General features: G+C 60.0%; 22 protein-coding genes. 7 read left to right on the forward strand and 15 right to left on the reverse strand.

All coding sequences use genetic code 11. The annotated features are described in order from the left end of the window. Positions 1-91 precede the first annotated feature (91 nt). The 3 genes from WE862_RS20470 to WE862_RS20480 are packed head-to-tail and all read left to right on the forward strand — an operon-like array spanning position 92 to position 4374. On the forward strand, positions 92-1882 hold the full coding sequence (locus WE862_RS20470; RefSeq protein ID WP_042029852.1) for an assimilatory sulfite reductase (NADPH) flavoprotein subunit: 1791 nt from the start codon (positions 92-94) through the stop codon (positions 1880-1882). Continuing rightward, entirely contained in the window at positions 1882-3606 is a 1725-nt protein-coding gene (gene cysI, locus WE862_RS20475) for an assimilatory sulfite reductase (NADPH) hemoprotein subunit (protein ID WP_042029855.1), read from the forward strand. Before WE862_RS20470 ends, cysI begins: the two co-directional genes overlap by 1 nt. Before the next feature lie 6 nt (positions 3607-3612). Next, complete coding sequence (locus WE862_RS20480; protein ID WP_198493564.1) at positions 3613-4374, forward strand: phosphoadenylyl-sulfate reductase; 762 nt, start codon at positions 3613-3615, stop codon at positions 4372-4374. A gap of 56 nt (positions 4375-4430) precedes the next feature. Here the strand turns inward: WE862_RS20480 and folA are convergent, their stop codons facing one another. The 4 genes from folA to WE862_RS20500 form a co-directional block, all read right to left on the reverse strand. Beyond that, on the reverse strand, positions 4431-4922 hold the full coding sequence (gene folA / locus WE862_RS20485; protein WP_042029858.1) for a type 3 dihydrofolate reductase: 492 nt from the start codon (positions 4920-4922) through the stop codon (positions 4431-4433). Between the two features lie 18 nt (positions 4923-4940). Next, positions 4941-5408 carry a threonine/serine exporter family protein gene (locus WE862_RS20490; protein WP_042029861.1) on the reverse strand — a complete coding sequence of 156 codons (468 nt, stop codon included), beginning with the start codon at positions 5406-5408 and terminating at the stop codon, positions 4941-4943. Beyond that, positions 5405-6202, reverse strand: coding sequence for a threonine/serine exporter family protein (locus WE862_RS20495; RefSeq protein WP_042029862.1), 798 nt, complete (start codon positions 6200-6202; stop codon positions 5405-5407). The genes WE862_RS20490 and WE862_RS20495 overlap by 4 nt, the downstream gene beginning before the upstream one ends. Before the next feature lie 233 nt (positions 6203-6435). Beyond that, entirely contained in the window at positions 6436-6771 is a 336-nt protein-coding gene (locus WE862_RS20500) for a DUF3135 domain-containing protein (protein WP_042029863.1), read from the reverse strand. 402 nt (positions 6772-7173) lie between these two features. Between WE862_RS20500 and mog the strand changes: the two genes are divergently transcribed. Beyond that, the gene (mog, locus tag WE862_RS20505; RefSeq protein ID WP_042029864.1) at positions 7174-7704 is read left to right on the forward strand and encodes a molybdopterin adenylyltransferase; all 531 of its coding nucleotides are present in this window, start codon (positions 7174-7176) and stop codon (positions 7702-7704) included. 90 nt (positions 7705-7794) lie between these two features. Here the strand turns inward: mog and WE862_RS20510 are convergent, their stop codons facing one another. From WE862_RS20510 to trmB, 6 genes are all read right to left on the reverse strand, one after another. Then, entirely contained in the window at positions 7795-8196 is a 402-nt protein-coding gene (locus WE862_RS20510; protein WP_033112736.1) for a DUF2541 family protein, read from the reverse strand. Between the two features lie 173 nt (positions 8197-8369). Beyond that, on the reverse strand, positions 8370-8579 hold the full coding sequence (locus tag WE862_RS20515; RefSeq protein ID WP_033112737.1) for a YgdI/YgdR family lipoprotein: 210 nt from the start codon (positions 8577-8579) through the stop codon (positions 8370-8372). A gap of 201 nt (positions 8580-8780) precedes the next feature. Continuing rightward, positions 8781-10073, reverse strand: coding sequence for a sulfurtransferase (locus WE862_RS20520; RefSeq protein WP_042029865.1), 1293 nt, complete (start codon positions 10071-10073; stop codon positions 8781-8783). Positions 10074-10102: 29 nt separating this feature from the next. Then, positions 10103-11023, reverse strand: coding sequence for a glutaminase B (glsB, locus tag WE862_RS20525; protein WP_033112739.1), 921 nt, complete (start codon positions 11021-11023; stop codon positions 10103-10105). Positions 11024-11154: 131 nt separating this feature from the next. Beyond that, complete coding sequence (locus WE862_RS20530) at positions 11155-11487, reverse strand: YggL family protein (protein ID WP_033112740.1); 333 nt, start codon at positions 11485-11487, stop codon at positions 11155-11157. A gap of 48 nt (positions 11488-11535) precedes the next feature. Next, the gene (gene trmB / locus WE862_RS20535) at positions 11536-12249 is read right to left on the reverse strand and encodes a tRNA (guanosine(46)-N7)-methyltransferase TrmB (RefSeq protein ID WP_042029866.1); all 714 of its coding nucleotides are present in this window, start codon (positions 12247-12249) and stop codon (positions 11536-11538) included. A gap of 350 nt (positions 12250-12599) precedes the next feature. Here trmB and WE862_RS20540 point away from each other — a divergent pair, with 350 nt between their 5' ends. After that, the gene (locus tag WE862_RS20540) at positions 12600-13781 is read left to right on the forward strand and encodes a PLP-dependent aminotransferase family protein (protein WP_042029868.1); all 1182 of its coding nucleotides are present in this window, start codon (positions 12600-12602) and stop codon (positions 13779-13781) included. A gap of 77 nt (positions 13782-13858) precedes the next feature. Here WE862_RS20540 and WE862_RS20545 read toward each other — a convergent pair whose 3' ends face one another. After that, positions 13859-15391, reverse strand: a complete 1533-nt coding sequence (locus tag WE862_RS20545; RefSeq protein ID WP_042029869.1) for an EAL domain-containing protein — start codon at positions 15389-15391, stop codon at positions 13859-13861. A gap of 266 nt (positions 15392-15657) precedes the next feature. On the opposite strand from WE862_RS20545, the gene WE862_RS20550 reads away from it, so the two are divergent. Beyond that, positions 15658-16563 carry a TIGR01777 family oxidoreductase gene (locus WE862_RS20550; protein ID WP_042029870.1) on the forward strand — a complete coding sequence of 302 codons (906 nt, stop codon included), beginning with the start codon at positions 15658-15660 and terminating at the stop codon, positions 16561-16563. 90 nt (positions 16564-16653) lie between these two features. Here WE862_RS20550 and WE862_RS20555 read toward each other — a convergent pair whose 3' ends face one another. Beyond that, a complete protein-coding gene (locus WE862_RS20555; RefSeq protein ID WP_339058670.1) occupies positions 16654-19101 on the reverse strand; it encodes an ABC transporter permease in 2448 nt (815 codons plus the stop codon). Between the two features lie 36 nt (positions 19102-19137). Next, positions 19138-19833 carry an ABC transporter ATP-binding protein gene (locus WE862_RS20560; protein WP_042029872.1) on the reverse strand — a complete coding sequence of 232 codons (696 nt, stop codon included), beginning with the start codon at positions 19831-19833 and terminating at the stop codon, positions 19138-19140. A 56-nt stretch (positions 19834-19889) separates the two neighbouring features. Between WE862_RS20560 and WE862_RS20565 the strand changes: the two genes are divergently transcribed. Continuing rightward, positions 19890-20501 carry an arylesterase gene (locus WE862_RS20565; RefSeq protein ID WP_042029874.1) on the forward strand — a complete coding sequence of 204 codons (612 nt, stop codon included), beginning with the start codon at positions 19890-19892 and terminating at the stop codon, positions 20499-20501. Between the two features lie 94 nt (positions 20502-20595). On the opposite strand, the gene WE862_RS20570 is transcribed toward WE862_RS20565, so the two are convergent. Then, entirely contained in the window at positions 20596-21540 is a 945-nt protein-coding gene (locus WE862_RS20570; RefSeq protein ID WP_033112748.1) for a chemotaxis protein CheV, read from the reverse strand. Positions 21541-21737: 197 nt separating this feature from the next. Next, entirely contained in the window at positions 21738-24707 is a 2970-nt protein-coding gene (locus WE862_RS20575) for a glycosyl hydrolase family 18 protein (RefSeq protein WP_339058671.1), read from the reverse strand. Positions 24708-24754: the final 47 nt, after the last annotated feature.

The following is a 24754-nucleotide window of genomic DNA, read 5'->3' on the forward strand; positions in this document are numbered from 1 at the left end:
ATAATGGAATAAAGGTTAAATTTTTATTCTTTGTTGCTATCCATCACACACCTTAACCTGACCACAACTCAGACCATGGAAGACGTGTGTGATGCAATTGAAGGACTCCCTGATCAACCTGACTCCCCTCTCCGACGAGCAGCAACGCCAGCTAAGCCAGGCGCTCGCCACCCTCAATACCCAGCAGCTTGCCTGGGTGAGCGGTTATCTCTACGGGCTCTCCCAGAGCGGCTTGCAGCCTGCCGTGACCGGTGCGGCTGTGTCTTCGCCCAGTGGCAGCCTGACCATTCTCTACGGCTCCCAGACCGGCAACGCCAAAGGTGTCGCCAGTGCCATCAAGGCGCAGGCCGAGGCCCGTGGCCTACCCGTCACCCTCGCGTCGATGGCAGACTACAAACCCAAGCAGCTCAAGAAAGAGAGCCACCTGCTGGTGGTAGTGAGCACTTACGGGGAGGGTGAACCGCCTGAGAGTGCCGTCGACCTCCACGACCAGCTGAAGAAAGGCAAGATAGGTAAACTCGAGGGCCTCAAGTTCGCCGTGCTGGGGCTGGGTGACAGCTCCTACGAATTTTTCTGCCAGACCGGCAAAGATTTTGACGACTTCCTCGCCAAAGCTGGGGCCGAGCGCATTCAGGAACTCACCAGCCTCGATGTGGATTATCAGGATGCCGCCAGGAGCTGGGGCGAGCAGGCCATCAACGCCATTGCCGCGACCCTCTCCACCGGAGCGGCAAGCAGCAGCGTGGCCAACGCGGAGCAGCAGGCGGTTGGTCACAGCCAGTACAGCAAGGAGAACCCCTTCCCTGCCCGCCTGTCGGTCAATCAGAAGATCACCGGCCGAGATTCCACCAAGGATATCCGCCACATCGAGATCAACCTTGAAGAGTCTGGCCTCAGCTACCAACCGGGGGATGCCCTCGGCATCTGGTTTGACAACGATGCCGAGCTGGTTAATGAAGTGCAGGCCCTGACCGGCCTCTCCGGCGATGAAGCCACGGCCCACGGCACCTTGCGTGCAGCCCTGACCGGTCACTTCGAACTGACCCGGTTGCACGGTGGCTTTATCACAGGACTTGCTGACATATCAGGCAACGCGGCGCTGAAAGATCTGGCCGGCGATAAGGCTCAGGTCAATGCGCTGGTCGCTTCAGCCCAGATTGTGGATGTACTGAAGCGCTTCCCAACCGACCTCACGGCCGAGCAGCTCATCGGCCTGCTGCGCCCCCTCACCCCGCGCCTCTACTCCATTGCATCAAGCCAGCGCGAAGTGGAAGAGGAGGTGCACCTGACCGTCGGGGTGGTGCGCTATCCGCAAGAGGACGGCACGGTGCGCAGTGGCGGCGCCTCTTCGTTCCTCGCTGATCGCCTTGAAGAGGGCGCCGAGGTACGGGTGTTTGTCGAGCACAACGACAACTTCCGCCTGCCCGCCAATCCCGATACCCCCGTCATCATGGTGGGCCCGGGTACCGGCATCGCCCCGTTCCGCGCCTTTATGCAGGAGCGGGAAGCCATCGGGGCCTCGGGCAAGAACTGGCTCTTCTTCGGCAACCCCCACTTTACCCAGGATTTCCTCTATCAGGTGGAGTGGCAGCGTTATGTGAAATCGGGGCTGCTGTCGAAGATCTCGCTGGCCTTCAGTCGGGATCAGGCCCACAAGATTTATGTGCAGGACCGCCTGCGCGAAGCGGGCCAGGAGCTCTATCAGTGGCTGGAAGCAGGCGCTCACTTCTATGTGTGTGGTGATGCCAACAAGATGGCCAAGGATGTGCAGGAGACCCTGCTGGATGTGATTGCCGAACACGGTCACAAGAGCCGTGAGGAAGCAGAAGAGTATTTGAGCGAATTGCGTCGTGCCAAACGTTATCAAAGGGATGTCTATTGATGAGCAAACAACCTCTTTCTCACCCAAAAGCGGGACCGGTCGAAGGACCGCTGGCCGACAACGAGCGCCTCAAACGCGAAAGCAACTTTCTGCGCGGCACCATAGAACAGGATCTGCAGGATCCGCTCACCGGCGGCTTCAACGGCGACAACTTCCAGCTGATCCGCTTCCACGGCATGTACCAGCAGGATGACCGCGATATCCGCCCGGAGCGCGCGGCGCAAAAGCTGGAGCCGCTGCACAACGTCATGCTGCGTGCCCGTCTGCCCGGCGGCATCATTACTCCGGCTCAGTGGCAGGTGATCGACAAGTTCGCCGAAGAGAACACCCTCTATGGCAGTATCCGTCTCACCACCCGGCAGACCTTCCAGTTTCACGGGGTATTGAAGCGCAACATCAAGCTGATGCACCAGACTCTCAACAGCACCGGCATCGACTCCATCGCCACTGCGGGCGACGTGAACCGCAACGTGCTCTGCACCAGCAACCCGGTGGAGTCCGAGCTGCATCAGGAAGCCTACGAGTGGGCCAAGAAGATCTCCGAGCATCTGCTGCCCAAGACCCGCGCCTACGTGGAGATCTGGCTGGACGGTGAAAAACTGGGGCAGGACGAGGAGCCGATCCTGGGTTCCAACTACCTGCCGCGCAAATTCAAGACCACTGTGGTGATCCCGCCTCACAACGACGTGGATATCCATGCCAACGATCTCAACTTCGTGGCGATTGCCGAACACGGCAAGCTCGTGGGCTTCAACGTGCTGGTGGGCGGTGGCCTGGCCATGACCCACGGCGACACCAGCACCTATCCACGCAAGGCCAGCGACTTTGGCTTTATTCCGCTCTCCCACGTGCTGGAGGTGGCGGCTGCCGTGGTCAGCACCCAGCGCGACTGGGGCAACCGGGTCAACCGCAAGAACGCCAAGACCAAGTACACCCTCGAACGTGTTGGCGTCGAAGCGTTCAAGGCCGAGGTGGAGAGCCGTGCCGGCATCCAGTTTGGCGAAGTGCGTCCCTATGAGTTCACCAGCCGTGGCGATCGCTTCGGCTGGGTCGAAGGGATCGACGGCAAGCACCACCTCACCCTGTTTATCGAGAACGGCCGCCTGCTCGACTTCCCGGGCAAGCCGCTCAAGACTGGCATGCTGGAGATCGCCAAGGTGCATCAGGGGGATTTTCGCCTGACCGCCAACCAGAACCTGATCATCGCAGGCGTTCCGGCTGGCGAGAAGGCCCGCATCGAAGGGCTGGCACGCCAGTACGGCCTGCTGGATGACGGCGTCAGCGAGCAGCGCAAGCAGTCGATGGCCTGCGTGGCCCTGCCCACCTGCCCGCTGGCGATGGCCGAGGCGGAGCGCATGTTGCCCGCTTTCGTCACCGAACTTGAAGGGCTGCTGGCCAAGCACGAGCTGGCGAACGATGCCATCGTCTTCCGGGTCACCGGTTGCCCCAACGGCTGCGGCCGCGCCATGCTGGCGGAAGTAGGTCTGGTGGGCAAGGCGCCCGGCCGCTACAACCTGCATCTGGGCGGCAACCTCGAAGGGACGCGTATCCCGCGAATGTACCGGGAGAACATTACCGAGCCGCAGATCCTGGCCGAGCTGGATGCCCTGATCGGCCGCTGGGCCAAGGATCGCAACCCGGGCGAGTGCTTCGGCGACTTCGTTATCCGTGCTGGTATCGTCGCACCTGTGGTCAACTCGGCCATCGACTTCTACGCCGCCTGAGGGGATATCATGACTCTCGATCTCGACCACCTGCTGACCCTGACCCGGGACGAACAGATTGAGGCACTGGCTCCCCATAACCGGGAGCTGGAGCAGATGAGTGCTGCCGAGCGGGTACGCTGGGCGCTGGCCAACCTGCCGGGTGGCCATATCCTGTCGTCAAGCTTTGGCATTCAGGCGGCGCTGATGCTGCATCTGGTGAGCCGCGAGCAACCGCAGATTCCGGTGGTGCTGACCGATACCGGTTATCTCTTCCCCGAGACTTACCGCTTTATCGACGAGCTGACCGAGCGTCTTGGGCTCAACCTGCAAACCTACCGGGCGGCGCTAACCCCGGCCTGGCAGGAGGCGCGTTATGGCAAGCTTTGGGAGCAGGGCGTCGAGGGGATCACCCGCTACAACCAGCTCAACAAGGTCGAACCCATGGAGCGCGCCCTGCAGGAGCTGGGGGCCCGCACCTGGTTCTCGGGGCTGCGCCGCGAGCAATCGGGCAGCCGCCAAGGATTGCCGGTACTGGCCATCCAGCGCGGCCGCTTCAAGTTCCTGCCGGTGATCGACTGGAGCAACAAGGATGTGCACTACTACCTCAAAGAGTTCGACCTCCCCTACCACCCCTTGTGGGAGCAGGGTTACCTCTCGGTGGGCGACGTACACACCACCACCAGGTGGGAGCCGGGCATGAGCGAGGAGCAGACCCGCTTCTTCGGCCTCAAGCGCGAGTGCGGCCTGCACGAAGAGAGCGCTGAAAACGGCGGGTCGGGTATCTGAACCCCCATAACAACAAGGGCACCAGAAGGTGCCCTTGTTGTTTGTGTCATGAGACGTTACTTGCGCAGCCAGGTTTCGAAACTGTAAGGGTGCGGATTCTTCTCGTCGGCCTGGTGAGCTTCACGCTCGACACACTGCCACTGCTCATCCGCAAAGGCAGGGAAGCGGGTATCCCCTTCCACCTCCAGCTCGATGCGAGTCAGATAGAGGCAATCGGCCTTGGGCAGCAACTCGGCATAGAGGTGCCCGCCCCCGATCACCATCACTTCCGCCACTTCGTTGTCGGCCAGCAGCGCCAACGCCGCCTCGACGGAACCCACCACCTCGATACCGTCGGCCTGATAGACGGGATTGCGGCTGATCACCAGATTACGGCGACCGGGCAGCGGACGACCGATGGATTCGAAGGTCTTGCGCCCCATCAATACCGGCTTGCCAAGGGTGACCCGCTTGAAGTGGGCCAGATCGGCCGGCATGTGCCAAGGCATCTGGTTGTCCTTGCCGATCACCCGATCGTGGGCCATGGCGGCAATCATGGAAATCTTCATTGGGCTTCTCACCATCCGTCAGATTATGGGGCGGTTACGGTACACGACCAGGGAGGGGATCGCCAAACCGAAACTGAGGGCTCCCACGATAAAGAGCGCCTTGAGGCCGTTCTCCACTGCGCTCTGGAGCAAGTTCATGGTCACGCCGTTGATGTTGAGCTCCACCACAGCGATCATGGTCTTGAAGGCGTAGCTACCCGGGATCATCGGGATGATGGAGGCAACGCTGAACACCGGGCGCGGCGCCAGCAAACGGCGCGACCAGTAGACGCAGACAAAGCCCACGGTGGTCGATGCAGTCAGGGTTGCCCACTCGATAGGCATGCCGTAATGGATAAGCAGGGTTCGCAGACTGTGGGCCAGCGCACCACCCATGGCGCAGTACTTCAGCATTCGCGGCGGCACGTTGAACAACATGGCGAACCCGACGGCCGGAATGGCCGACCAGAAGGCATCCTTGGCCAGTAGCCAGAGCAGATCCATCATACCTTCCACCCCCAGATCCCGGTCACCGACATGGCGAGAATAATGCCAATGGCCGCGCTGATGGTGAGCAGGGTCGCCGTGCCCCAGCGTGCCAACCCCATGTTGAAGTAGCCCTTCACCATGTCGGAGACGGCATTGATGAGCGGAAAACCCGGCACCAGCAGCAGCACGCTGGCCGCCATTGCGAGGTAGGGCTGACTGCCCCAGCCAAAGAAGGTGGCGCTGGAGGCAAGCAGGGTGGCGATAAAGCCGGTCACGGCAAAGTTGATAAGCGGACTGTGGTGATGGCGGGCCATCAGCTGGCGCACCCGCATCGCGATCGCAGCAGAGAGACAGGTCACCACGAAGATGGGCCAGTCACCGCCAAACAGCAGGCTGAAAGCACCGCAGGAGAGCCCCACCATGGGCACCACCAGCCAGGGGTGGTAATGAAAAGGGACGATAGCTTCGAGTCGCAGGCGCACTTCACGGGCACCGATCAGCTCTTTCTCCGCCATGATGCAGATGCGCTGGATCTCGCACACCACCTGCATGTTGATGCCGTGTTCGCGCACCCGCCGGGTGGTAGTGACGCAACTGCCCTGATAGAGGCTGGTGAGCACGATGGCACTGGAGGAGATAGCCATCTCGACGCTCTCCAGACCCAGTGCCATGCCAAGGCGTACCGTGGTCTGCTCGATGATCCGGCTCTCGGCACCAAACTGGGCCAGCATCTGCCCCACCTTGACGATAATGCGGGTGATCTCTGTCTGTTGCTCCCGCGACAGCACCCGTCTTGGTGTGATACTTCTCATAATCCCTTCGAGTCGTAGCAATAAATTTTGGCCATATTAGCTTAACTTTTATCGCTATTCATCCACCCTTATCACAACTCCCTGAATAATCTATTTTGGCCCAATAAAATAAAACCTCATCACAATTTCATCACCAGCAACATAAAAACCTATAACAAATAAAAAGAGAGTGGCAGGTTCTTATTTTGCCACTCTCCATCAAATCAAGTTTCAATATTAAATATTGCGACAGATTATTTGGGCCGTTTATAGTCGATCAGCCGGATTATTTTACCACTGCCATCGTTTTCAGGCGGAGGTATCTCCTCCTCGCGAAATTGTCGCATTTCACTGCCCATCAGATAAAAGGAGTCCCGCATCATATTGGCAATGCGGATACAGCTGTCGAGGTTGTTTTTTGCCAACCTGCGCTGTCCGTCAATCTTGAACTGGAGCCCGCGCAAACGGCGCCGCTGCTCGGGGTTGGCTCGAGCCATCAGCTGTTCAATCTGCTGCTCCAGAATGGCATCCAGCCGGGAGGGTTCACTCGCAGCCAGCTCTTTCAGGGTGTCAAAATCAGGCAACTCCATATGCCCTCCCAGGCAACGCCAACGGGCAGCACAGCCTGTGCTGCATCCCTATCTCGCACTCATTCCCCGCGCATCTCTTTCTCTGTATACAATGCCAATATAAAGGGTTCAATCTGCCTGATGACGACCTTCGGGGTATTATCGGTATTGGCCGCTTCTCTCTATTTTAATTGTGTTAAGGATCAAACGATTATTTTTATAATCCGGCCCACCTGCCACTTATAAAATTTTGTCTGATGTAATTTGTTTTTTATTGCTGATTAATGAATTGTTGCTGGATATTTTGCTTCATTCGACGCTGGATAATCCTAGTCCGGAAGGCTCAGCTTTTCTGGCGATTTAACTTATCTCACTGATTATGTTATTTTAATTACCACTTTTTCGGATATCCAAGAGCAGACCATGAGCAAGGCAAAAATCGGTATCGTTACCGTCAGCGATCGCGCCAGTGCCGGCATCTACGAAGACCTCTCCGGCAAGGCCATCATCGACACCCTGAACGCCTATCTGACATCGGAGTGGGAGCCCGTCTATCAGGTGATCCCCGATGAGCAGGATCAGATTGAAGCGACCCTGATCCGGCTGGCGGACGAGGAGCAGTGCTGCCTCATCGTCACCACTGGCGGCACCGGCCCGGCCAAACGGGACGTCACCCCGGAAGCAACCGAAGCGGTATGCGATCGCATGATGCCGGGCTTTGGCGAGCTGATGCGGGCCGAATCCCTCAAGTTTGTTCCGACCGCCATTCTGTCGCGCCAAACGGCTGGCCTGCGCGACGATACCCTGATCGTCAACCTGCCGGGTAAGCCCAAATCGATCCGCGAGTGTCTGGATGCGGTCTTCCCCGCCATTCCCTACTGCATCGACCTGATGGAAGGGCCCTATCTGGAGTGCGACGAAAGCGTCATCAAGCCATTTAGGCCAAAGAAATAACGCACTTCTGAACAGGCCATAAAAAATAGTGGCGAGCATTGCTCACCACTATTTTTTTATCCGGTTTTTCACACCAACAAACCGCTTCGCTTATTTACGGCCAAATACTTTCACGCCGGCCTTGCTGCGCTCGGAATTACCGTACACTTCGATTTTCTTTACACAGCGGCGCGAGCCAAGGGATTTCCAGCCGGTCTCGGTATCACCACGCATATCCTGATCGAAATAGATCGTCTTGGTGCGATCACCGCCATATGTGACGACGACTCGATCCAGGGTCAAATCACGCTCTGCCTTCACCTTGATATATTTGGTCTGGCGGCAAATCACCATGGGAATGGTGGCACCATGATCACCGGCCCCCAGCAAAATGGTGCGACCGAGGGTGAATTGATCTTCACCGGCATGGCTGGCAGTAGCGACAACCAGCAGAACAGTTCCCAGCAGGGCACGAACGGAAAAACGGGAACGCCAGAGAGCGAGCAGGGACATAACACCTCCAATAAAAAATGGAGCGTCATGATAGTGAAACAACCATAACGGAAGCTGTACCCCGCGGCCAAAAGCAGCGAATTGATAGTGATTTGCTGCGAATGTCGGCAATTTGCACGGATTTAAAAACAGCAAGGGCTGCCACTGGCAGCCCTTGTCATCTCATGGCTGGCTCAACGCTCCATAATCTGGGTGACATCATCCTTCTTGATCATCACTTCGCGCCCTTCGGTATCGTAGTAGCGATACATGCCGGTGCTCTCGTCCAGCTTGGGTTTGCTATCGGTGGTGATCATCTTGCCGTCTTTGGTGCTCATGATGTATTGGGAGCTGCATGCCACCAGCCCCAGCGCACAGATCAGGATCATCATCAGTTGTTTCATCGCCGCTTTTGCCTCCCTCTGCACCCTCACCACGAGGATGATGAGTGAAGCCTAGCTCAACATCATGGCCCCGTTTGCATCGATTTCGGGAACGGGATCTGCGTCAAAAATCAGTGAGTTAGCCTTTATGACGGCGATGAGTCAGGCGCCAGAATGAAAAAGGCCGGACAACTGTCCGGCCTTTTATGCGATCTCTATCCGTTACTTGGCAGGCTTGCGCTCGCCGGTCACGGTCGGGTTCTTGGGATCGGAACTCCACTCATACCAGCCGCCGTCGTAGACGCTGATCCGCTTCCAGTCCATCAGCCAGGCGTAGAAGAAGGCTTCGGAGGCACGCCAGCCGGTACCGCAATAAAAAGCGGCCTGCTGGGTCGGCTCGATGTTCCACTCATCCCACATGGCGAGGATCTCGCGGGCCGGCTTCATGGTGCCGTCCGGGTTATGGAAGTCGCTCATGCTGTTGGCATCGACACCACCATGACCCCACTTGGCCCCCGGGATATCGCCCTTCGGCTTGATGTAGCTGTAGCCGGAGGTGTTGCCGACAAACTCGTCCCAAGTACGCACGCTGACCAGCGCGCTATCGGGCTGCTTGAGCAGGGTCTTGGCCTGATCCAAAGTGGTGTAGTACTCGGGGTGAGCGGGAATGGCCACGCCAAAATCCTTCACCGGCTCATATTTGTTGGGCAGGCCGGTTTCGGTGCGCAGATGCTGGATAAACCAGGCATCCAGGCCGCCGTCCAGCAGGCGGACATCTTCCACGCCGGCATACATCATCAGATGCGCAGCGCGGGCAGCCGCCATGGTGTTGCGACCGTAGAGGATCACGGTGGTGTCGTGGCGGATGCCGTTCTCCAGCAGCAGCGCCTTGAGCGCCTCGTCAGAGACCTTGTTCCACAGCGGCTCCTCTTCCAGACGGTTGGTATCGATATAACCCGCCCCCGGAATATGGCTCAGCAGATAGGCCTTGGGTGAACCCCAATCCACTTCAAACAGCTTCCAGTCCCCCTTGGGCGCTGCAGCTACCGGCCGGCCTTCCTGCAGGTCGAGCAACCAGCGCGGATAGACCAGCTGTTGCCAGCGAGCCAGGTGTTCGCGCGGGGCGCTTTGCCAGCCCTGCAGCTCGAACAGCTGCTTGATGCCCTGCATGCGCAGCATGCGCGCCACTTCGGCCACCTCGCGCGGCGCACCATACAGTGCGACCGGGCGGTCGGCTTTCAGCCCCTTGATGGCAAGGGCGGCAGGCCAATCCGCATCGCGGTATTTCCACTCGGCGGAGAGGTTCTCGGCGCCGGCCACATGGCCCCCCTGCTTCTCGCCCTCCATGGGCCACCCCTGATAGAAGTAGCTGGCGCGAGTATCCAGGATGACCGCCTGTTTGGCCTTGGCATCAGCCAGCGAAAGCGGTGGCAACTCGGCTGCAAAGGTGGGCAGGGCACACCAGAGCAGCAAGGTCGCCAGCGCGGCCTGCAAGAAGCGAAGATGTCGTTTCATGGTGATTTCTCGATTCATAGTGAACAAGGTTAAAAAATGGAGCGGCCCAGACGCTCGGCCAATAACTCCAGCGCTGCCGTCCCTGCCAGCGAATTGCCCGCTTTGTTAAGCTCGGGCGACCAGACACAGACGCACAATTCTCCCGGGATCAGGGCCACGATACCACCGCCGACCCCGGACTTGCCCGGCATGCCCACCCGGTAGGCAAAATCTCCCGCCTCGTCATAGAGGCCGCAGGTCGCGAGCAGGGCGTTGACCTGCTTGGTGGTGCGCGCCGGCAGCAGCGGGGTTGTCTCGCCAAGCGGCAAGCCGCGGTTGGCCAGATAGATAAAGGTTCGCGCCAGATCGACGCAACTCATGCGGATGGCGCAGGCATTGAAATAGCTCTGCAGCACCTTGTCCACTTCGTTTTCGAAGTTGCCATAGGCCTTCATCAGATAGGCGATGGCGGCGTTGCGGGCCGAGTGCTGATATTCGGAGCGGGCGACGACCTGATCCGCCATGATGGCCGGATTGCCGGAGAGGCGGCGAGCCAGCTCCAGAGTACGCTGGCGCGGTGCAGTGAGGCGGGTCTCCAGCAGATCGTTGACAACCAGAGCGCCGGCATTGATAAAGGGGTTGCGGGGTATCCCCTGCTCGAACTCGAGCTGAACCAGCGAGTTGAAGGGTTGGCCGGAGGGCTCCTTGCCGACCCGGGCCCAGATCTCCTCCTCCTGATAGAGGGTGAGTGCCAGCGTCAGGCTCAGGGCCTTGGAGATACTCTGGATGGAGAAGGGTTCGAAGGCATCACCGGCAGTGAACAGCTCCCCCTCCACGGTACAGACCGCAATGCCGAGCCGGTCGGCCGGCACCTGCGCCAGCGCAGGAATATAGTCGGCCACCTTGCCGTGCCCCAGCAGCGGGCGCACCTCTTCCAGAATGCTGGCCAGTAATTCGGATGACAACACCATAAGCAATTCCATGACTAATGCGGGTGTGGAGATCCCATCCCCACTGACAAAAATCCCGCCAGTGGCGGGATTTGTCTATCTGACTGCGGCAGGCAGTCGACACCGGCTCGCCTGCCACAGCGAGTCTGGTATCAGGCGGGTTCGCCGTACCAGAGGTCGAACAGTTCGGTGACCACGACAGCTTCCATCCCCTTGCCTTCCAGCCAGGATTTGACGGCGGCACGGTCTTCTTCGCTGCACTTGCCCAGCTGCTGGGTGCAGATCATCCCTTCCCAGGCCAGGTGGCCGGAACCGGCAAAAGCCAGTTTGCGGGGCTCGATCACTTCATCGATCATCGCATCGACTACGGCATCGATGGTCTCTTCGGCAGTGCCGACCGGGAAGTTGAAACTGATGTCGAAACCCATTTCCTGGAATTCATCGACGCGCAGTTTCTTGCGCAGGCGGCGGCTACGATTGGCCATGATAGCTCCTCAAGTTAGTTGATACGCTAGGTGTGTTGACGTGCCAGCTCAGCTGACACGCTTGAAAATCAGATCCCAAACCCCGTGCCCCAGACGATGGCCACGTTGCTCGAATTTGGTCAGCGGACGCCAGTCAGGGCGCGGCACCCAGTTGCCGGTCACGGAGGTGTTCTCGTAACCCTCGGCAGCGCTCATCACTTCCAGCATGTGCTCGGCATAGTTTTCCCAGTCGGTGGCCATGTGGAATACACCACCGATGGCCAGCTTCTGGCGAATGTCCTGGGCAAACGCAGGCTGCACGATGCGGCGCTTGTGGTGACGGCTCTTGTGCCAGGGATCCGGGAAGAAGAGCTGCAGGCAGGAGAGTGAACCGTTCGGGATCATGTGCTCCAGCACCTCGACCGCATCGTGGCAGATCACCTTCAGATTGGTGACACCCGCTTCCTGAGCGGTACCCAGACAGGCACCCACGCCCGGGGAGTGCACTTCGATGCCGATGAAGTTCTTCTCGGGGGCATTCTTGGCCATCTCGACCAGAGAGGCGCCCATGCCAAAGCCGATCTCCAGCACCACTGGTGCTTCACGGCCAAACAGTGCGACCAGATCGAGTTGCTTTGGCTCGAAATCGATGCCCATGACCGGCCAGAGCTCTTCTAGGGCCTTCTCCTGCCTTTTGGTCAGGCGGCCTTCGCGACGGACAAAGCTGCGGATCTTGCGCATGAACTTGCCGTCTTCGTTAAATACATCTTGGGTCACAGGCATAATGGTCTCGTTATTTCATCAATCCGGGTAATACATCTGGTGTCCGATCCCGCCGGGGGATCGCTTGCGGCCCGCTATTTCATCGCACCGCAAAAACAGGGGAGCGAATTATCCCAAGATGGGCCCAAGGCGCAAGTGTTTCGAGCAACAAATATTCCAGCCGACCGATCCCCTGTCCCCTTACTGGCATCACTACTCCGACTAACCGCCCAATATAATCCGCAGTAGAGCCAATCCAGCCCTTTTTTAGCGATTTTTGTGACAATCATTGCCTCATTTCTGAAATCTGATACAAACGGATAACCTGGCGGTCGAATGGAGCGACCGCCCACATGCCGAGAGAATTGCCTATGCAGCCGTTTTTTGCCCAGCGCTTCGAGAAGGTCGAGCCTTCCTTTATCCGTGAAATCCTCAAAGTTGCCGCCAATCCGGAGATCATCTCCTTCGCCGGCGGCCTGCCCAATCCTCACCTGTTTCCGGTCAAGGCAATCGATCAGGCTTGTCAGGATGTGCTGCGCGAACAGGGGGCTGCTGCCCTGCAATATGCGGCGACCGAAGGGTATGCACCGCTGCGCCAGTACATTGCCGACCGCTATCTGGCCCGCCACGGCATGCAGGTCAATCCGGACAACATCCTCATCACCAGCGGCTCCCAGCAGGCGCTGGATCTGCTGGGCAAGGTGCTGATCGACGAGGATCAGGATCTCATCATCGAAGAGCCGGGCTATCTGGGCGCCATTCAGGCCTTCTCTGTCTATCAACCGAATTTCAAGCCAATCACCCTCGGCGAAGCCGGGCTGGATCTGGCGGCGCTGGATGCGCTGCTGGCAAGCGGCTCCAATGCCAAGCTGCTCTACGGCGTCCCCAACTTCCAGAACCCGAGTGGCGTCTCCTACAGCCGCGCCAACCGCGAGGCACTGGCCGAGCGACTGGTGCGCCACGAGCTCCTGATGGTGGAAGATGATCCCTACGGCGAGCTTCGCTTCGAGGGGGAACATCTGCCCCCGATTGCCAAGCTGGCGCCAAACAATACAGTGCTGCTCGGCTCCTTCTCCAAAACCGTGGTGCCCGCCTTCCGTCTGGGCTGGATGCTGGTGCCGGAGTGGCTGCGCAAGAAGGTGACCATCGCCAAACAGGCGACCGACTTGCACAGTAACGCCTTCAGCCAGCAGGTGCTGCACCGCTTCCTGATGGATAACTCCCTCGATACCCATCTGGAGAAGATCAAGGAGGTCTATGGCCGTCAGCGCGCCGCCATGGAAGCCGCCCTGACTCGTCACTGCCCGCCAGGTGTCAGCTACACCAGACCGGAAGGGGGCATGTTCCTCTGGTTGACCCTGCCGGCTCATATCAGCGCCATGGCCCTGTTTGACGAGGCGATCAAGGAGAAGGTAGCCTTCGTGCCGGGCGCCCCCTTCTATGTGCGCCCCGAAATTCAGAACACCCTGCGTCTGAGCTTCTCCTGCGTCGATGAAGCGACCATTGAGGAGGGGGTCAAGCGGCTGGCTCGCGCCCTCCAGCGGATGCTCTGACCCAAGCCACCGCACTAAAACAAAAAACCAGCGAACTGTTCGCTGGTTTTTTATGGCCACGGTGATGGCGGCGTTGACTAGCTGGCAAACAGCCGCTGGCTGAACTGCTCGATGGGAATCGGCCGACCGTAAAGATAGCCTTGCAGGAAATCGACGTGCCGGGCCCGCAGATAATCGGCCTGCACCTGATTTTCGACACCCTCTGCCACCAGCTGCAAGCCCAGCCGGGTCGCCAGATCGATGACGTTCTCGACGATATGGCTGGAGAGGGCATCGGAGCCGATCATCCCGACAAAGCTCTGATCGATCTTGAGAAAGTCCACCTTGAACTGCTGCAGATAGGTGAGGCTGGAGTGGCCGGTGCCAAAATCGTCGATGGCGATAAAGACCCCCAACTGCTGCAACTCGGCAAAGAGGCGATCGGTCATCTCGTCGGCTACGATGAGCTCCCGCTCCGTCAGCTCCAGCACCAGCTTGATCGGGTTGTCGCGAAACGCCTCGATAAAGGCCCGGCAATCGGCCACCAGACTCAAATCCTTGCAGTGGCTGGCGCTGATGTTGAAGCCGAAGTGGAACCCTTTGGGCAACTCGAGGGCAAACGGGGCAAAGTAGTTCCGCACCTGAGCCATCATCAGGCTGGTCATGGGCACGATCAGCCCGCTGTCTTCCGCCAGCGGAATAAAGCGATCGGGCGAGATCATCCCCTGCTTGGGATGCTGCCAGCGCATCAGCACCTCGCAGCCACTCCAGTGGTCATCCTCTCCGGTGACCACGGGTTGCAGATAGGGGATAAACTCCTCCGCGACCAGCGCTCGCTTGAGCTCCTCTTCCGGCGAGTGGCTGCGCCCCATCAGCCGGAATGTCCCCACGCCGACCAGCAGCCCCAATAGGGGATAGAGCATAATACTGCCCCAGGAGTGGCGCCAGGCGTGATTGAGATAATCCGCTCGCATCACCCGGGTTGCCACCTGATAGGGATAACGGGTCGAAGAGAAAGCCAGATAGCCGGGATCTGTGGCCGGTGGCGCGTCAGCCACCTGTCCGGTACCAAACATGGCACGGGTGCCGACGATAAGCGCCATCGGCGAGTTCTTGCTGGAGATATCGAGTATGTTGCGCAGGTAGTAGCCATCGACCCCGATCAGTACGCTGCCCTGCTCTGCGGCATGGCGAAAAATGATCAGCGGGTGATCTGGCGTGACGGCGTTACCCTTGAGCAGTTGCAGGCGGCCCGCAACATAGTTGTTTACATTGAACGCCCCGTCGTAATCGCCATACAGCGAGGAGCAGTAGAGCCGACTGCCGCGCGTCAGCGTGACGGAGCGGACATCGGGGATGGTCGCGGCCTGCTCGCGCAGCCGTTGCGCCACATCAGGACAAGGCTTGCCCACCTCATCCTGCACATTGCTTGCCGCCTGACGGGCATGATCCATGGTGCGGTCAAACAGGGTCAGGGCATATTGCAACCGCTGCCGGGCATCCTTGTTCACTTCCGACATGGTCTGCCAGGCCACGGTCAACTCCCCCAGCACCAGTAGCGCACCACCAGCGAGCAGGGCAGTAAAAAGCCTTGCGCGCAGCTTGCTGGTTTTCAGACGATGAAATGGCATGGTTGGCTCTTCATATACAGGGAGTGGCTACAGAAGTAGCAGATGGCAGCCCGGGCCTTGGCCACAAGCAGTAGCAATGATAACGATTCAGTAACAGCCTCTCACATCACAAAAATCCATCAACATAGGCCAGGGATTAAATGTATTACCCGGCAGCAGGGAAAAGGCTCATCCATCTTGCTCCACCAGCCCGAGGTTGGCACGCAACTTGTCCATCGGGATCAGGGCCATTAGAGTAGAACAAACGACCGCAGGAGCGCGCAACGATGAAGATTCTGATTACCGGAGGAACCGGTTTTATTGGCCGCCGTCTGGTGGCCCACCTCAAGGTCAATCACGACGTGGTCGTCCTGAGCCGACAAGGCAGTCGCGCCTACTCCCTGCTTGGCCACGATGTCCAGATCATCGATAACCTCGACAGCCTCGATGACCTCAACGATGTGGATGCGGTGATCAATCTGGCAGGCGAACCCATAGCCGCAGGCCGCTGGAGCGAGCAGCGCAAGCAACTGCTCTGCGACAGCCGCTGGCTACTGACCGAGCAGCTGGTCGACCTTATCAAGCTCTCCACAACGCCCCCTAAAGTGCTGATCAACGCCTCCGCCATCGGCTGGTATGGCAGGCAGGGGGCAGAGCCCCTCGACGAGCAGTGCCGCTCGCCCCATCAGGAGTTCACCCACCAGCTCTGTCAGCAGTGGGAGACGCTGGCGCAGGAAGCCGGCAGCAAACAGACCCGGGTCTGCATCGTGCGGATCGGGCTGGTGCTCGGCATGGATGGCGGCGCTCTGCCCAAAATGCTGCCCCCTTATCGGCTCGGTCTTGGCGGCCCCATGGGCAGTGGCCATCAGATGATGAGCTGGATCCATGTGCAGGATCTGGTGCGCGCTATGCTGTTTCTGCTGGAGCACGAGGAGTGCAACGGCATATTCAACGGCACAGCGCCTCATCCTGTCAGCAACCGGGAATTCAGCCAGACTCTGGCTCGCACCCTCCATCGCCCGCACCTTTTCTTCGTCCCGGCGCCGCTGTTGCAACTGGTGATGGGAGAGGCTGCCGACCTGCTGCTGACCGGGCAAAACGTACTGCCCGCGCATCTGCAACAGGCCGGCTTCCACTTTACCTACCCGCAGCTGCCGCAGGCACTGACCGATCTGTTGCGAGAGACTCGCTAACACTTTCCGAATAACCAAAGCTCGTACAGCAATCAGCCCGACCACTGGTCGGGCTGATTGCGTCTTGCACAGGTACTATCCGGGGACAGATTACAAAAGCCCCTGACCCAGACCACGCAGCCGATCACTGAGGGTGCCCGCCAGCAGCTGGCGCCGCATTCCCTGACCGGCCAGGGTGACCAGCAGCGCCCCCAAGGTTGGTAATCCGAGCCAGATGCGCCAGTGGAACTGCCACTGGCCATCAAACCACCAGAACTGCAGAGCAAAGGCACACAACTCCACCACCATGGCGGCACAGAGTCCGGCCAGCAAGCCACTCGCCACCAGCTCCCAGCGCAGCATCTTGCCAAGCAGCGCGCTGCCAGCCCCGAGGGTGCGCATCAACAGCAGTTCGCGCCGCCGCTGGGCCATGCTGGCCTGAGTCTGGGTCAGCAGCACCAGCAGCGCCGCCACCGTCACCAGCCCCAGCATCAGGGCCAGCGCCCGGCTCACCTGCTCCGAAACCCGGGTCAGCCGCACGATGAGATCATCCACATCAATCAGGCTCACCGTGGGATGGTGGCGGATCAGCCCCACCTCGGCGGTACGCCCCTCTGGCGGCAGCCGGTAGCTGCCGATCCAGGTGCGGGAAAAGGGGGCCAGCAGATCGGGTGAGAAGATCATGTAGAAGTTGGGCCGCATGTTGTCCCACTTGATACTGCGCAGACTGGTGACCCGGGCCCCGAAGCTGCGCCCCTCGATGGTAAAGGCAAGCATGTCACCCAGCTTGATATCGAGCCGCTTGGCCAGTTCGCTGTCGACCGATACCTCGCCGGGGCCGGAGAGCCACTTCCCTGCCACCAGCTTGTTGTCGGCTGGCAGGGTCGTAGTGGTAGTAAAGTTGAGCTCCCGATCGACCCCTTCGCGACCACTGCGAGCCCCTTCCCCCACCGCATCGCCGGCGATATGGGTCAGGCGCCCGCGCACCATGGGATAGAAGTCGGAGGTAACGGCGCCGGCTCCCGCCAGTTCGCTCAGGATCCCTTCCCGCTCGTTCTCGGCCACATTGACCAGAAAACGGTTGGGGGCATCGGCCGGCAAACGAGCGGAGAACTCCTCCAGCAGATCGATGCGAACCGCCCAGAGCAAGCCAAACAGCATCAGCGCCAGCGCAAAACCGGCCAGCTGGAACAGACCACTGCGCCGCTCGCGCGACAGATGGGCCAGCGCCAGCCGCAGGGCGTGCGAGCCGCTCACCCGCGCCCCCAGTCGCAACATCAGGGAGGCCAGCAGAGCCAGCAGCCCCATCAGAAGGCCCATGCCACCCACCAGACCCAGCGCCAACCGCACATCGGCGGTAAAGCCCCATACCAGCGCAAACAGGCCGAGCAGACCGACCGGCAGCGCCAGCCAAGGGGGAATCCCAGCCTCCAGCTCGCGGCGCAACACCCGTAGCGGCGGCACTTTCAGCAGCCGCAAGAAGGGGATAAAGGCGAGCAGCAGGGTGATAAAGAGGGCAACCGCCACTCCCAGCGCAAAGGGGCGCCAAGAGGGGGGCGGCAGATCCGGTGGCAGCAACTCACCCAGCAGTTGCAACGTGAACCACTGCATGATGGTGCCCGCAACCAGCCCCAGCAGGGCACCGATCAGGGTCAGCGACAGCAACAGCCCGCTCATCAGTTGCCACAGACTGGTGCGCGATGCCCCCAACGTCTTGAGCAGCGCCACCATATTGGTCTGGCGCTCGGCAAAGTGACGTACCGCAATGCCCATCGCCAGCGCTCCCAGCAGCACGCCGCAAAGGGACGCCAGCCGGAAGAAGTGCTCGGCATTGACCAGCGAGCGGCCCACCTGGGATTCACTATCATCGGGGGTGATCCACTTCTGCCCGGCCTGCAGCTGAGGAACCAGCCAGCTCTCATAGCGGGCCAGCGCCTCTCGCGACCCTTTGAAGAGATAGCGCCACTGCTGACGACTGCCCGGCAGCAGGGCGCCGGTCGCCTCGATGTCGGCGCGGTGGATAAGCGCCCGCGGCGCCAGCAGGAAGGGGCTGAAGCCCTGATCAGGCTCCTCGCCAAGCAGACCAGCCACCTTGAGCACCGTATTGCCCACCTCCAGCTCATCCCCCACCTTGGCCGTCAGCAACTGCATTACCCGGGCGGAGAGCCAGATTTCACCGGGGGCAGGAGTCCGGGCCGGGGTCAGCTCCAGCTTGCCATAAAAGGGAAAGCCGTCGGGTACCGCTCGAATGGAGGCGAGCTGCAGCACATCACCGTGAAACAGCATGCTGTTGAAACTGACCGTGGTCTGCAGCGCCAGGCCATCTTTTTGTGCCTGCAGCAACCAGCCATCCGGAACCGCAGTGGCGGTGCGCAGCACCCGATCCGCCCCGATAAAGTCGCGGCCAGATGCCTTGAGCCCCGCCTCCAGCCGATCCGCCACCAATGCCACACTCAAAACGCACGCCACGCTCAGGGCCAGCGCCAACACAAACCAGCGCAGCTCGCCGCTCCATCCTTCCCGGCGCAGCAGTCGCCATCCCAATCGCCACTGCATCATCCCTGACCACCTCCGCTCACTCGCCTGCCTCCTGCGTTACACCACTGCATGACTCACCTCGCGCTCCAGCCTGCCTGCCACCATCACCAGCTGACGCTGGCACCGACTGGCCAGCTCTTGGTCATGGGTCACCACCACCAGAGTGGTGCCGTGCTTGCGGTTGAGCTCAAACAGCAGCTCGATCACCTTGTCACCGGTCTTGCTGTCGAGGTTACCGGTCGGTTCGTCCGCCAGCAGCAGGCTGGGCCGGGTCATGAAGGCGCGGGCAATGGCCACCCGCTGCTGCTCGCCACCGGAGAGGCGCGGCGGCATATGGTGCAGACGTTCGCCAAGCCCGACCGCCGCCAGAAGTTCACGGGCTCTTGGCTCACAATCCCGCTCACCGCGCAGCTCGGCAGGGAGCATCACGTTCTCGAGCGCCGTCATGGTCGGGAGCAGCAGGAATGACTGGAAGACAAAGCCGATCTGCTCGGCGCGCAATCTGGCCCGCCCCTCCTCATCCAGCTCGCCGAGTGACTTGCCGAGAATTTCGATGGCGCCAAGGCTCGGCAGATCGAGTCCGGCCAGCAATCCGAGCAGGGTAGACTTGCCTGACCCGGAGGCGCCGACCAGTGCCACCGTCTCGCCGCTATTGACTTGCAGATCGATCCCTTCAAGGATGGTGAGGCTTTCCTGGCCGAGGCTGACCGATTTGCCGAGGCCCTTGACGACAATAATGGGGGTTGAACTCATGCTCGATATCCTTTGTCCCAATCCCTTGATGGCAATCCATAGCGGGAGTTGAATTGATGGTGCGTATTCTGTTTGCCTTGCTGGTTGGCCTCGGCAGCCTGCTCTCATCCGCTCAGGCGCAAACCCTGCTGGTACTCGGTGACAGCCTGAGCGCCGGCTATCAGATGCAGGAGAAGCAGAGCTGGCCTGCCCTGCTTGAACAAAAATGGCAGAAGGAGGGGGGCGAGCACACCCTCATCAATGCCAGCGTCAGCGGTGAGACCACCCAGGGCGGACTGGCGCGCCTGCCCGCCCTGCTGGAGCAGCATCAGCCGGACTGGCTGCTGATTGAACTGGGAGGCAACGACGGCCTGCGTGGTTTTGCCCCTGCCATCACCCGCCAGAATCTGACCAGCATGATTGCCCTTGCCAAAGAGAAGCGGATTCAGGTCGCGCTGACCCAGATCCAGCTGCCTCGCAACTACGGTGCTCGCTATCTGCGCCAGTTCGAGCAGATATTCCCGGAACTCGCCGAGACCAACAAGCTGCCCCTGCTCCCCTTCTTCATGGATGATATTGCGCTGCGCCCTGAACTTATGATGAACGATGGCATTCACCCTACCCCGGCGGCGCAGCCGCAGATCCGCGACAAGGTAGCCCGCTTCATGGAACCACTGATGAGCCGCTGACACCTTGGCAACAGGCTGTGTCATATATACGACGACAGATAAACAAACATCCCGCCGAGGCGGGATGCTTGTTTATTGCAAATGGTATGGCGGGTTACTTTTCCAGAACCTGACGCAGCCGCTCCTGCGCCACGCCGACCAGCAAATCGGGCTGGAATTTGGAGATAAAACGGTCACACCCCACCTTCTTGACCATGGCTTCGTTGAAGTTGCCGCTCAGGGAGGTGTTGAGGGTGATGAAGAGATCGGCCATACGCGGATCGCTGCGCACTTCGTGGGTCAGGCGGTAGCCATCCATCTCCGGCATCTCAGCATCGGTGATCATCAACAGGATCTCGTTGGTCACCTTCTTGCCGGCATCGCACCACCCCTTGAGCAGGGTCAGCGCCTGCAAGCCGTCCTGACACTCGATAACCTCAAGCCCCAGCTGGCCCAGCGTCTCGCGCACCTGATTGCGGGCTGTGCTGGAGTCATCGACGATAAGCACCTTGCGACCATGCATCTCGGGCAGAATATCCCGATCCAGCACCTCTTCGGAGATGCTGATGTCGTAGGTGATGATCTCCGCCAGCACCTTCTCCACGTCGATGATCTCGACAATCTGATCTACCCCGTCTTCCGGGATGCGGGTGATGGCGGTGAGGTAGTTGGCGCGCCCGGCCGAGCGCGGCGGCGGCAAGATATCCTTCCAGGTCATATTGACGATGTTGGCTACCTGCCCCACCAGAAAGCCCTGAATGGTGCGGTTGTATTCGGTGATGATGAGGTTGGATTCGCTGTCGACCGGCATGGGACGCATGCCGATGGCGCTGCGCAGATTGATCACCGGGATCGAGGTGCCGCGGATATTGGCCACCCCGCTGATATTGTGGTGAGAGCCCGGCATCTTGTTGAGGTGCGGCAGCTTGACCACTTCTCGCACCTTGAAGACGTTGATGGCAAACATCTGGCGGGTGCCGAGACGGAACATCAACAACTCCAGGCGGTTTTCCCCTACCAGCTGGGTTCGTTGATCAACTGAATCCAATATACTCGCCATATGCTGACATCCATCTGATTATTAATCGACTTCTATTATAGAGGCTGCCTGCCAGGAAAGGCAGACGCATTTTCAACCAGATCGACCATGCAGATAAAAAAAGTGAGGCCTAAGCCTCACTTATCTCCTTGATTTAAAAATCAATAACTGCAGACAGACTTCCAGCTGCCATCGGTGGTCTTGGGTTCACTGCTGGTTCACCAGTTGGCCTGCCACACCACCTTGTTGTGGGTGATGCGATCGCCCGCATTGGCATGATCCCCTTGCGGCCAGGTCGGATAAGCCTTGTAGGCTGCCGGATTGATGTTCTGGCTGCTGCAGGTCGCACCGCCCTCACCACCGCCCGAGCCCAGTACGGCCTCCGGCAGGGTCGGGAACTCGGCCTTGAGACCCGCGGTCTGGCTGCCACTGATGATGCGGATACCGCTCGGCACACCGGCGGCCGGCAGATAGTAGGTCATCGCCACTTCCACATCGCTGCCCGGCGTCCAGGCTTTCCAGGTCGGCAGCGTCAGAGCCACCTTGTGGAAGTCCTTCTCGTTGGCAATCCCGTCGGAGTTCTGGTTGCCGCCGCTCTCCACCACTTTCAACCCCATCCCGCTCTGGTCGGTGATGGTGTCCGAGGTAGAGGTGGGCACCAGGAACTCGATGCGGGCGCCGCCCGGAATGGTCTGGGTCGAGTTGTTGGTGAGCTTCAGGGTCGGGTTGATCGGATAGTTGGAATCACCCTCCTTGAAGCCGGAGAGGCTCACCGCGATGTCGAGCTGGGCTGCAGGAGCCGCCAGATCGTTCTGTTTGGTGTTGTACTTGGTCGCCTTGGCAAACTTGTCGTAGGCGAGCGTGGTCAGGGTATCCCCCATGCCGTACTCTTTTTTCACCGGATCGTAGGCGTAGTCACCCGCCATCTCCCAGAACATCACGCCACCCAGACCACGATTGACGATGTAGTCGAGCTTGTGACCCATGGACTCCTCATCCTCGGTGGAGAGGAACACCTTTTTCTCCTCGTTCCACAGCCAGGGCGCATGAGCCTTGTCGTCGTAGTAACGGACATACTTGCCCTGCATCACGTGAGCCGGGTTGTTGGGATCCAGACCCCAGGCCTGACCGTAGCTCGGCATGGTGGTGATCCCCAAATCGGCTGCGTGCTCCAGGTTCTTGGCATGCCACATGGGGACGGCACCACCGCCGATCTCCTTGCCGTTCTTGTCCAGATCGTGCCAGATGTTGTCGATGCCGACCGCCCCGTTACCGCACGGAATGGTGCCGCCACCGGTACCCGGCTGGCAATTGCTCTGGCTCGGCAGTGCTGCCTTGCCACCCAGACCGTGGGTGCCACCGCTGACCCCCTGCCAACCGCGGGTGTAATAGGGTACGCCCACGTTGATCTTGCCGGCCGCCAGCGCACCACGGAAGTAGTGAGCAGACCAGGCGGCGTTGAGGTAGCCGATGCCGCCAAACTCTTTCTGGGTGTAGACGCCCCACTGCGCCAGCTCGGCGTCTGCCTTGTTGTCAAACAGGGCGGCGTTGTGGCCGACAAAGTGGTTCCAGGCACCGTGGAAGTCGTAGGTCATCAGGTTGACGTAGTCGAGGTACTGGGTGACCTGGAAGTTCTCCATGCCGCGCAGCAGATAGGCGGAAGCTGGCGAGGCGATGGTCAGCATGTACTTGCGGCCATCCTCGCTGCCCGCCGTATCCAGCTTGCTGCGCAGGGTCTGCATCATCACCTTGTAGTTGGCAAAGAGCTTGCCGCGGCACTGGTTGGAGAGCGGGAAGTCGTTGGGGTTGCCCGCATCCTTCATGGAGGTGGGATATTCATAGTCGATATCGACCCCGTCAAAACCGTACTGACGGATAAAGCTCACCGCCGACGTGGCAAGCGCATTGATGCCATCGGTGTTGACCGAGCAGTCGCCCTTGGTGGTGGCGGTGTAGAAGCCGCGCGTATCGGCCCAGCCCCCGACCGAGATCAGGGTTTTCACGTCCGGATACTGCTTCTTGAACTTCGACAGCAGGTTGAAGTGCCCCTTGTAGGCGAACTCCGGATCCATCTCGGCACCCGGCACGCCATCCCAGGTCATCTTGGTCGCCGAGTCATCCACCTTGATGGTGTGGCTCTGCTCGTCCACCGCCGCGAAGGCGTAGTTGATGTGGGTGATCTTGCTCCACGGAATGTCGCTCACCAGATAGGCGGGCAGGCCATTCTTGCCGGTGCGCCACGAGGTGAAGTAGCCGATGACCCGGCGGGCATGGTCATCCCCCATGCACTCGTAGCCATCAGAACGATAGATCTGACGGATATCGCAGGAGAGGTTGCCACCGGATGGTGGCAGCGCGGCCTCCTCGACAGTGACGTTCACTGCCGCCGACTCGCCGACCAGATTGGTCTTGTCGGTAGCAACCAGCTTGAGGGCGGCACTGCCCTTGGCATCGGGTGTCCAGTTGACCTGCCAGGGGGCGGCATTGTCTTCCCCTACCTTCTTGCCATCGACAAACAGCTCGACTTTGGCCACATCGTTGTTGGCATCGGTGACATTGCCGCTCACCGCCACGCTGCGACCGAGCGTTACTTTGGCACCGCTGGCCGGGCTGCTGATGCTCACCTTGGGCGCCTCTGGCGCCACCACGGCAGCAACGTTGAAGCTCGAATCAGCCTCGCTCAGTACCTTGCCATCCTTATCCAGCGCCCGCGCTTTCAGGGCGTGCGCCCCAACGCCCGCAGCACTCCAGCTGGCGCCCCAGGGCGAGGCGCTGGCCGTGGCAGCAAGCTTGCCGTCGATAAGGTATTCCACCCGAACCAGCGCCGTCACCGGGCCACTCAGGGTCACCGCCAGCGCAACGCTGGCACCTTCGTTGAAGCTGGCACCGGCAGCCGGAGAGCTGACGGCCACGCCGAGCGCCGGTGGCGGCACTTCACCGCCGTAGAGCTTCCAGGCATCCGCCCAGACCACCCCGACACCGGGTTCATAGTGATAGGGTGATGCCCCGCACCAACCCGAGTAGGGGAACTCTTTGCATTCATATAGAGCGCCGGCATTGCTGACGATGTCACCGGCTTTATAGGCAGTACCGGCCTTGTAGGCGGGATAGGCTGCCTGCGCCCAGGCGGGCATGGCAGCGATGGCCACCAGCACGGCAAGCCGGCTGGGCCTCAGGAACTGTTGCATATTGTTATCTTCCTTGTTTTGTCTTGGCATTGGTGACCAAGGCAAAG

The organism is Aeromonas jandaei (assembly GCF_037890695.1).
GTDB classification, from domain to species: domain Bacteria; phylum Pseudomonadota; class Gammaproteobacteria; order Enterobacterales; family Aeromonadaceae; genus Aeromonas; species Aeromonas jandaei.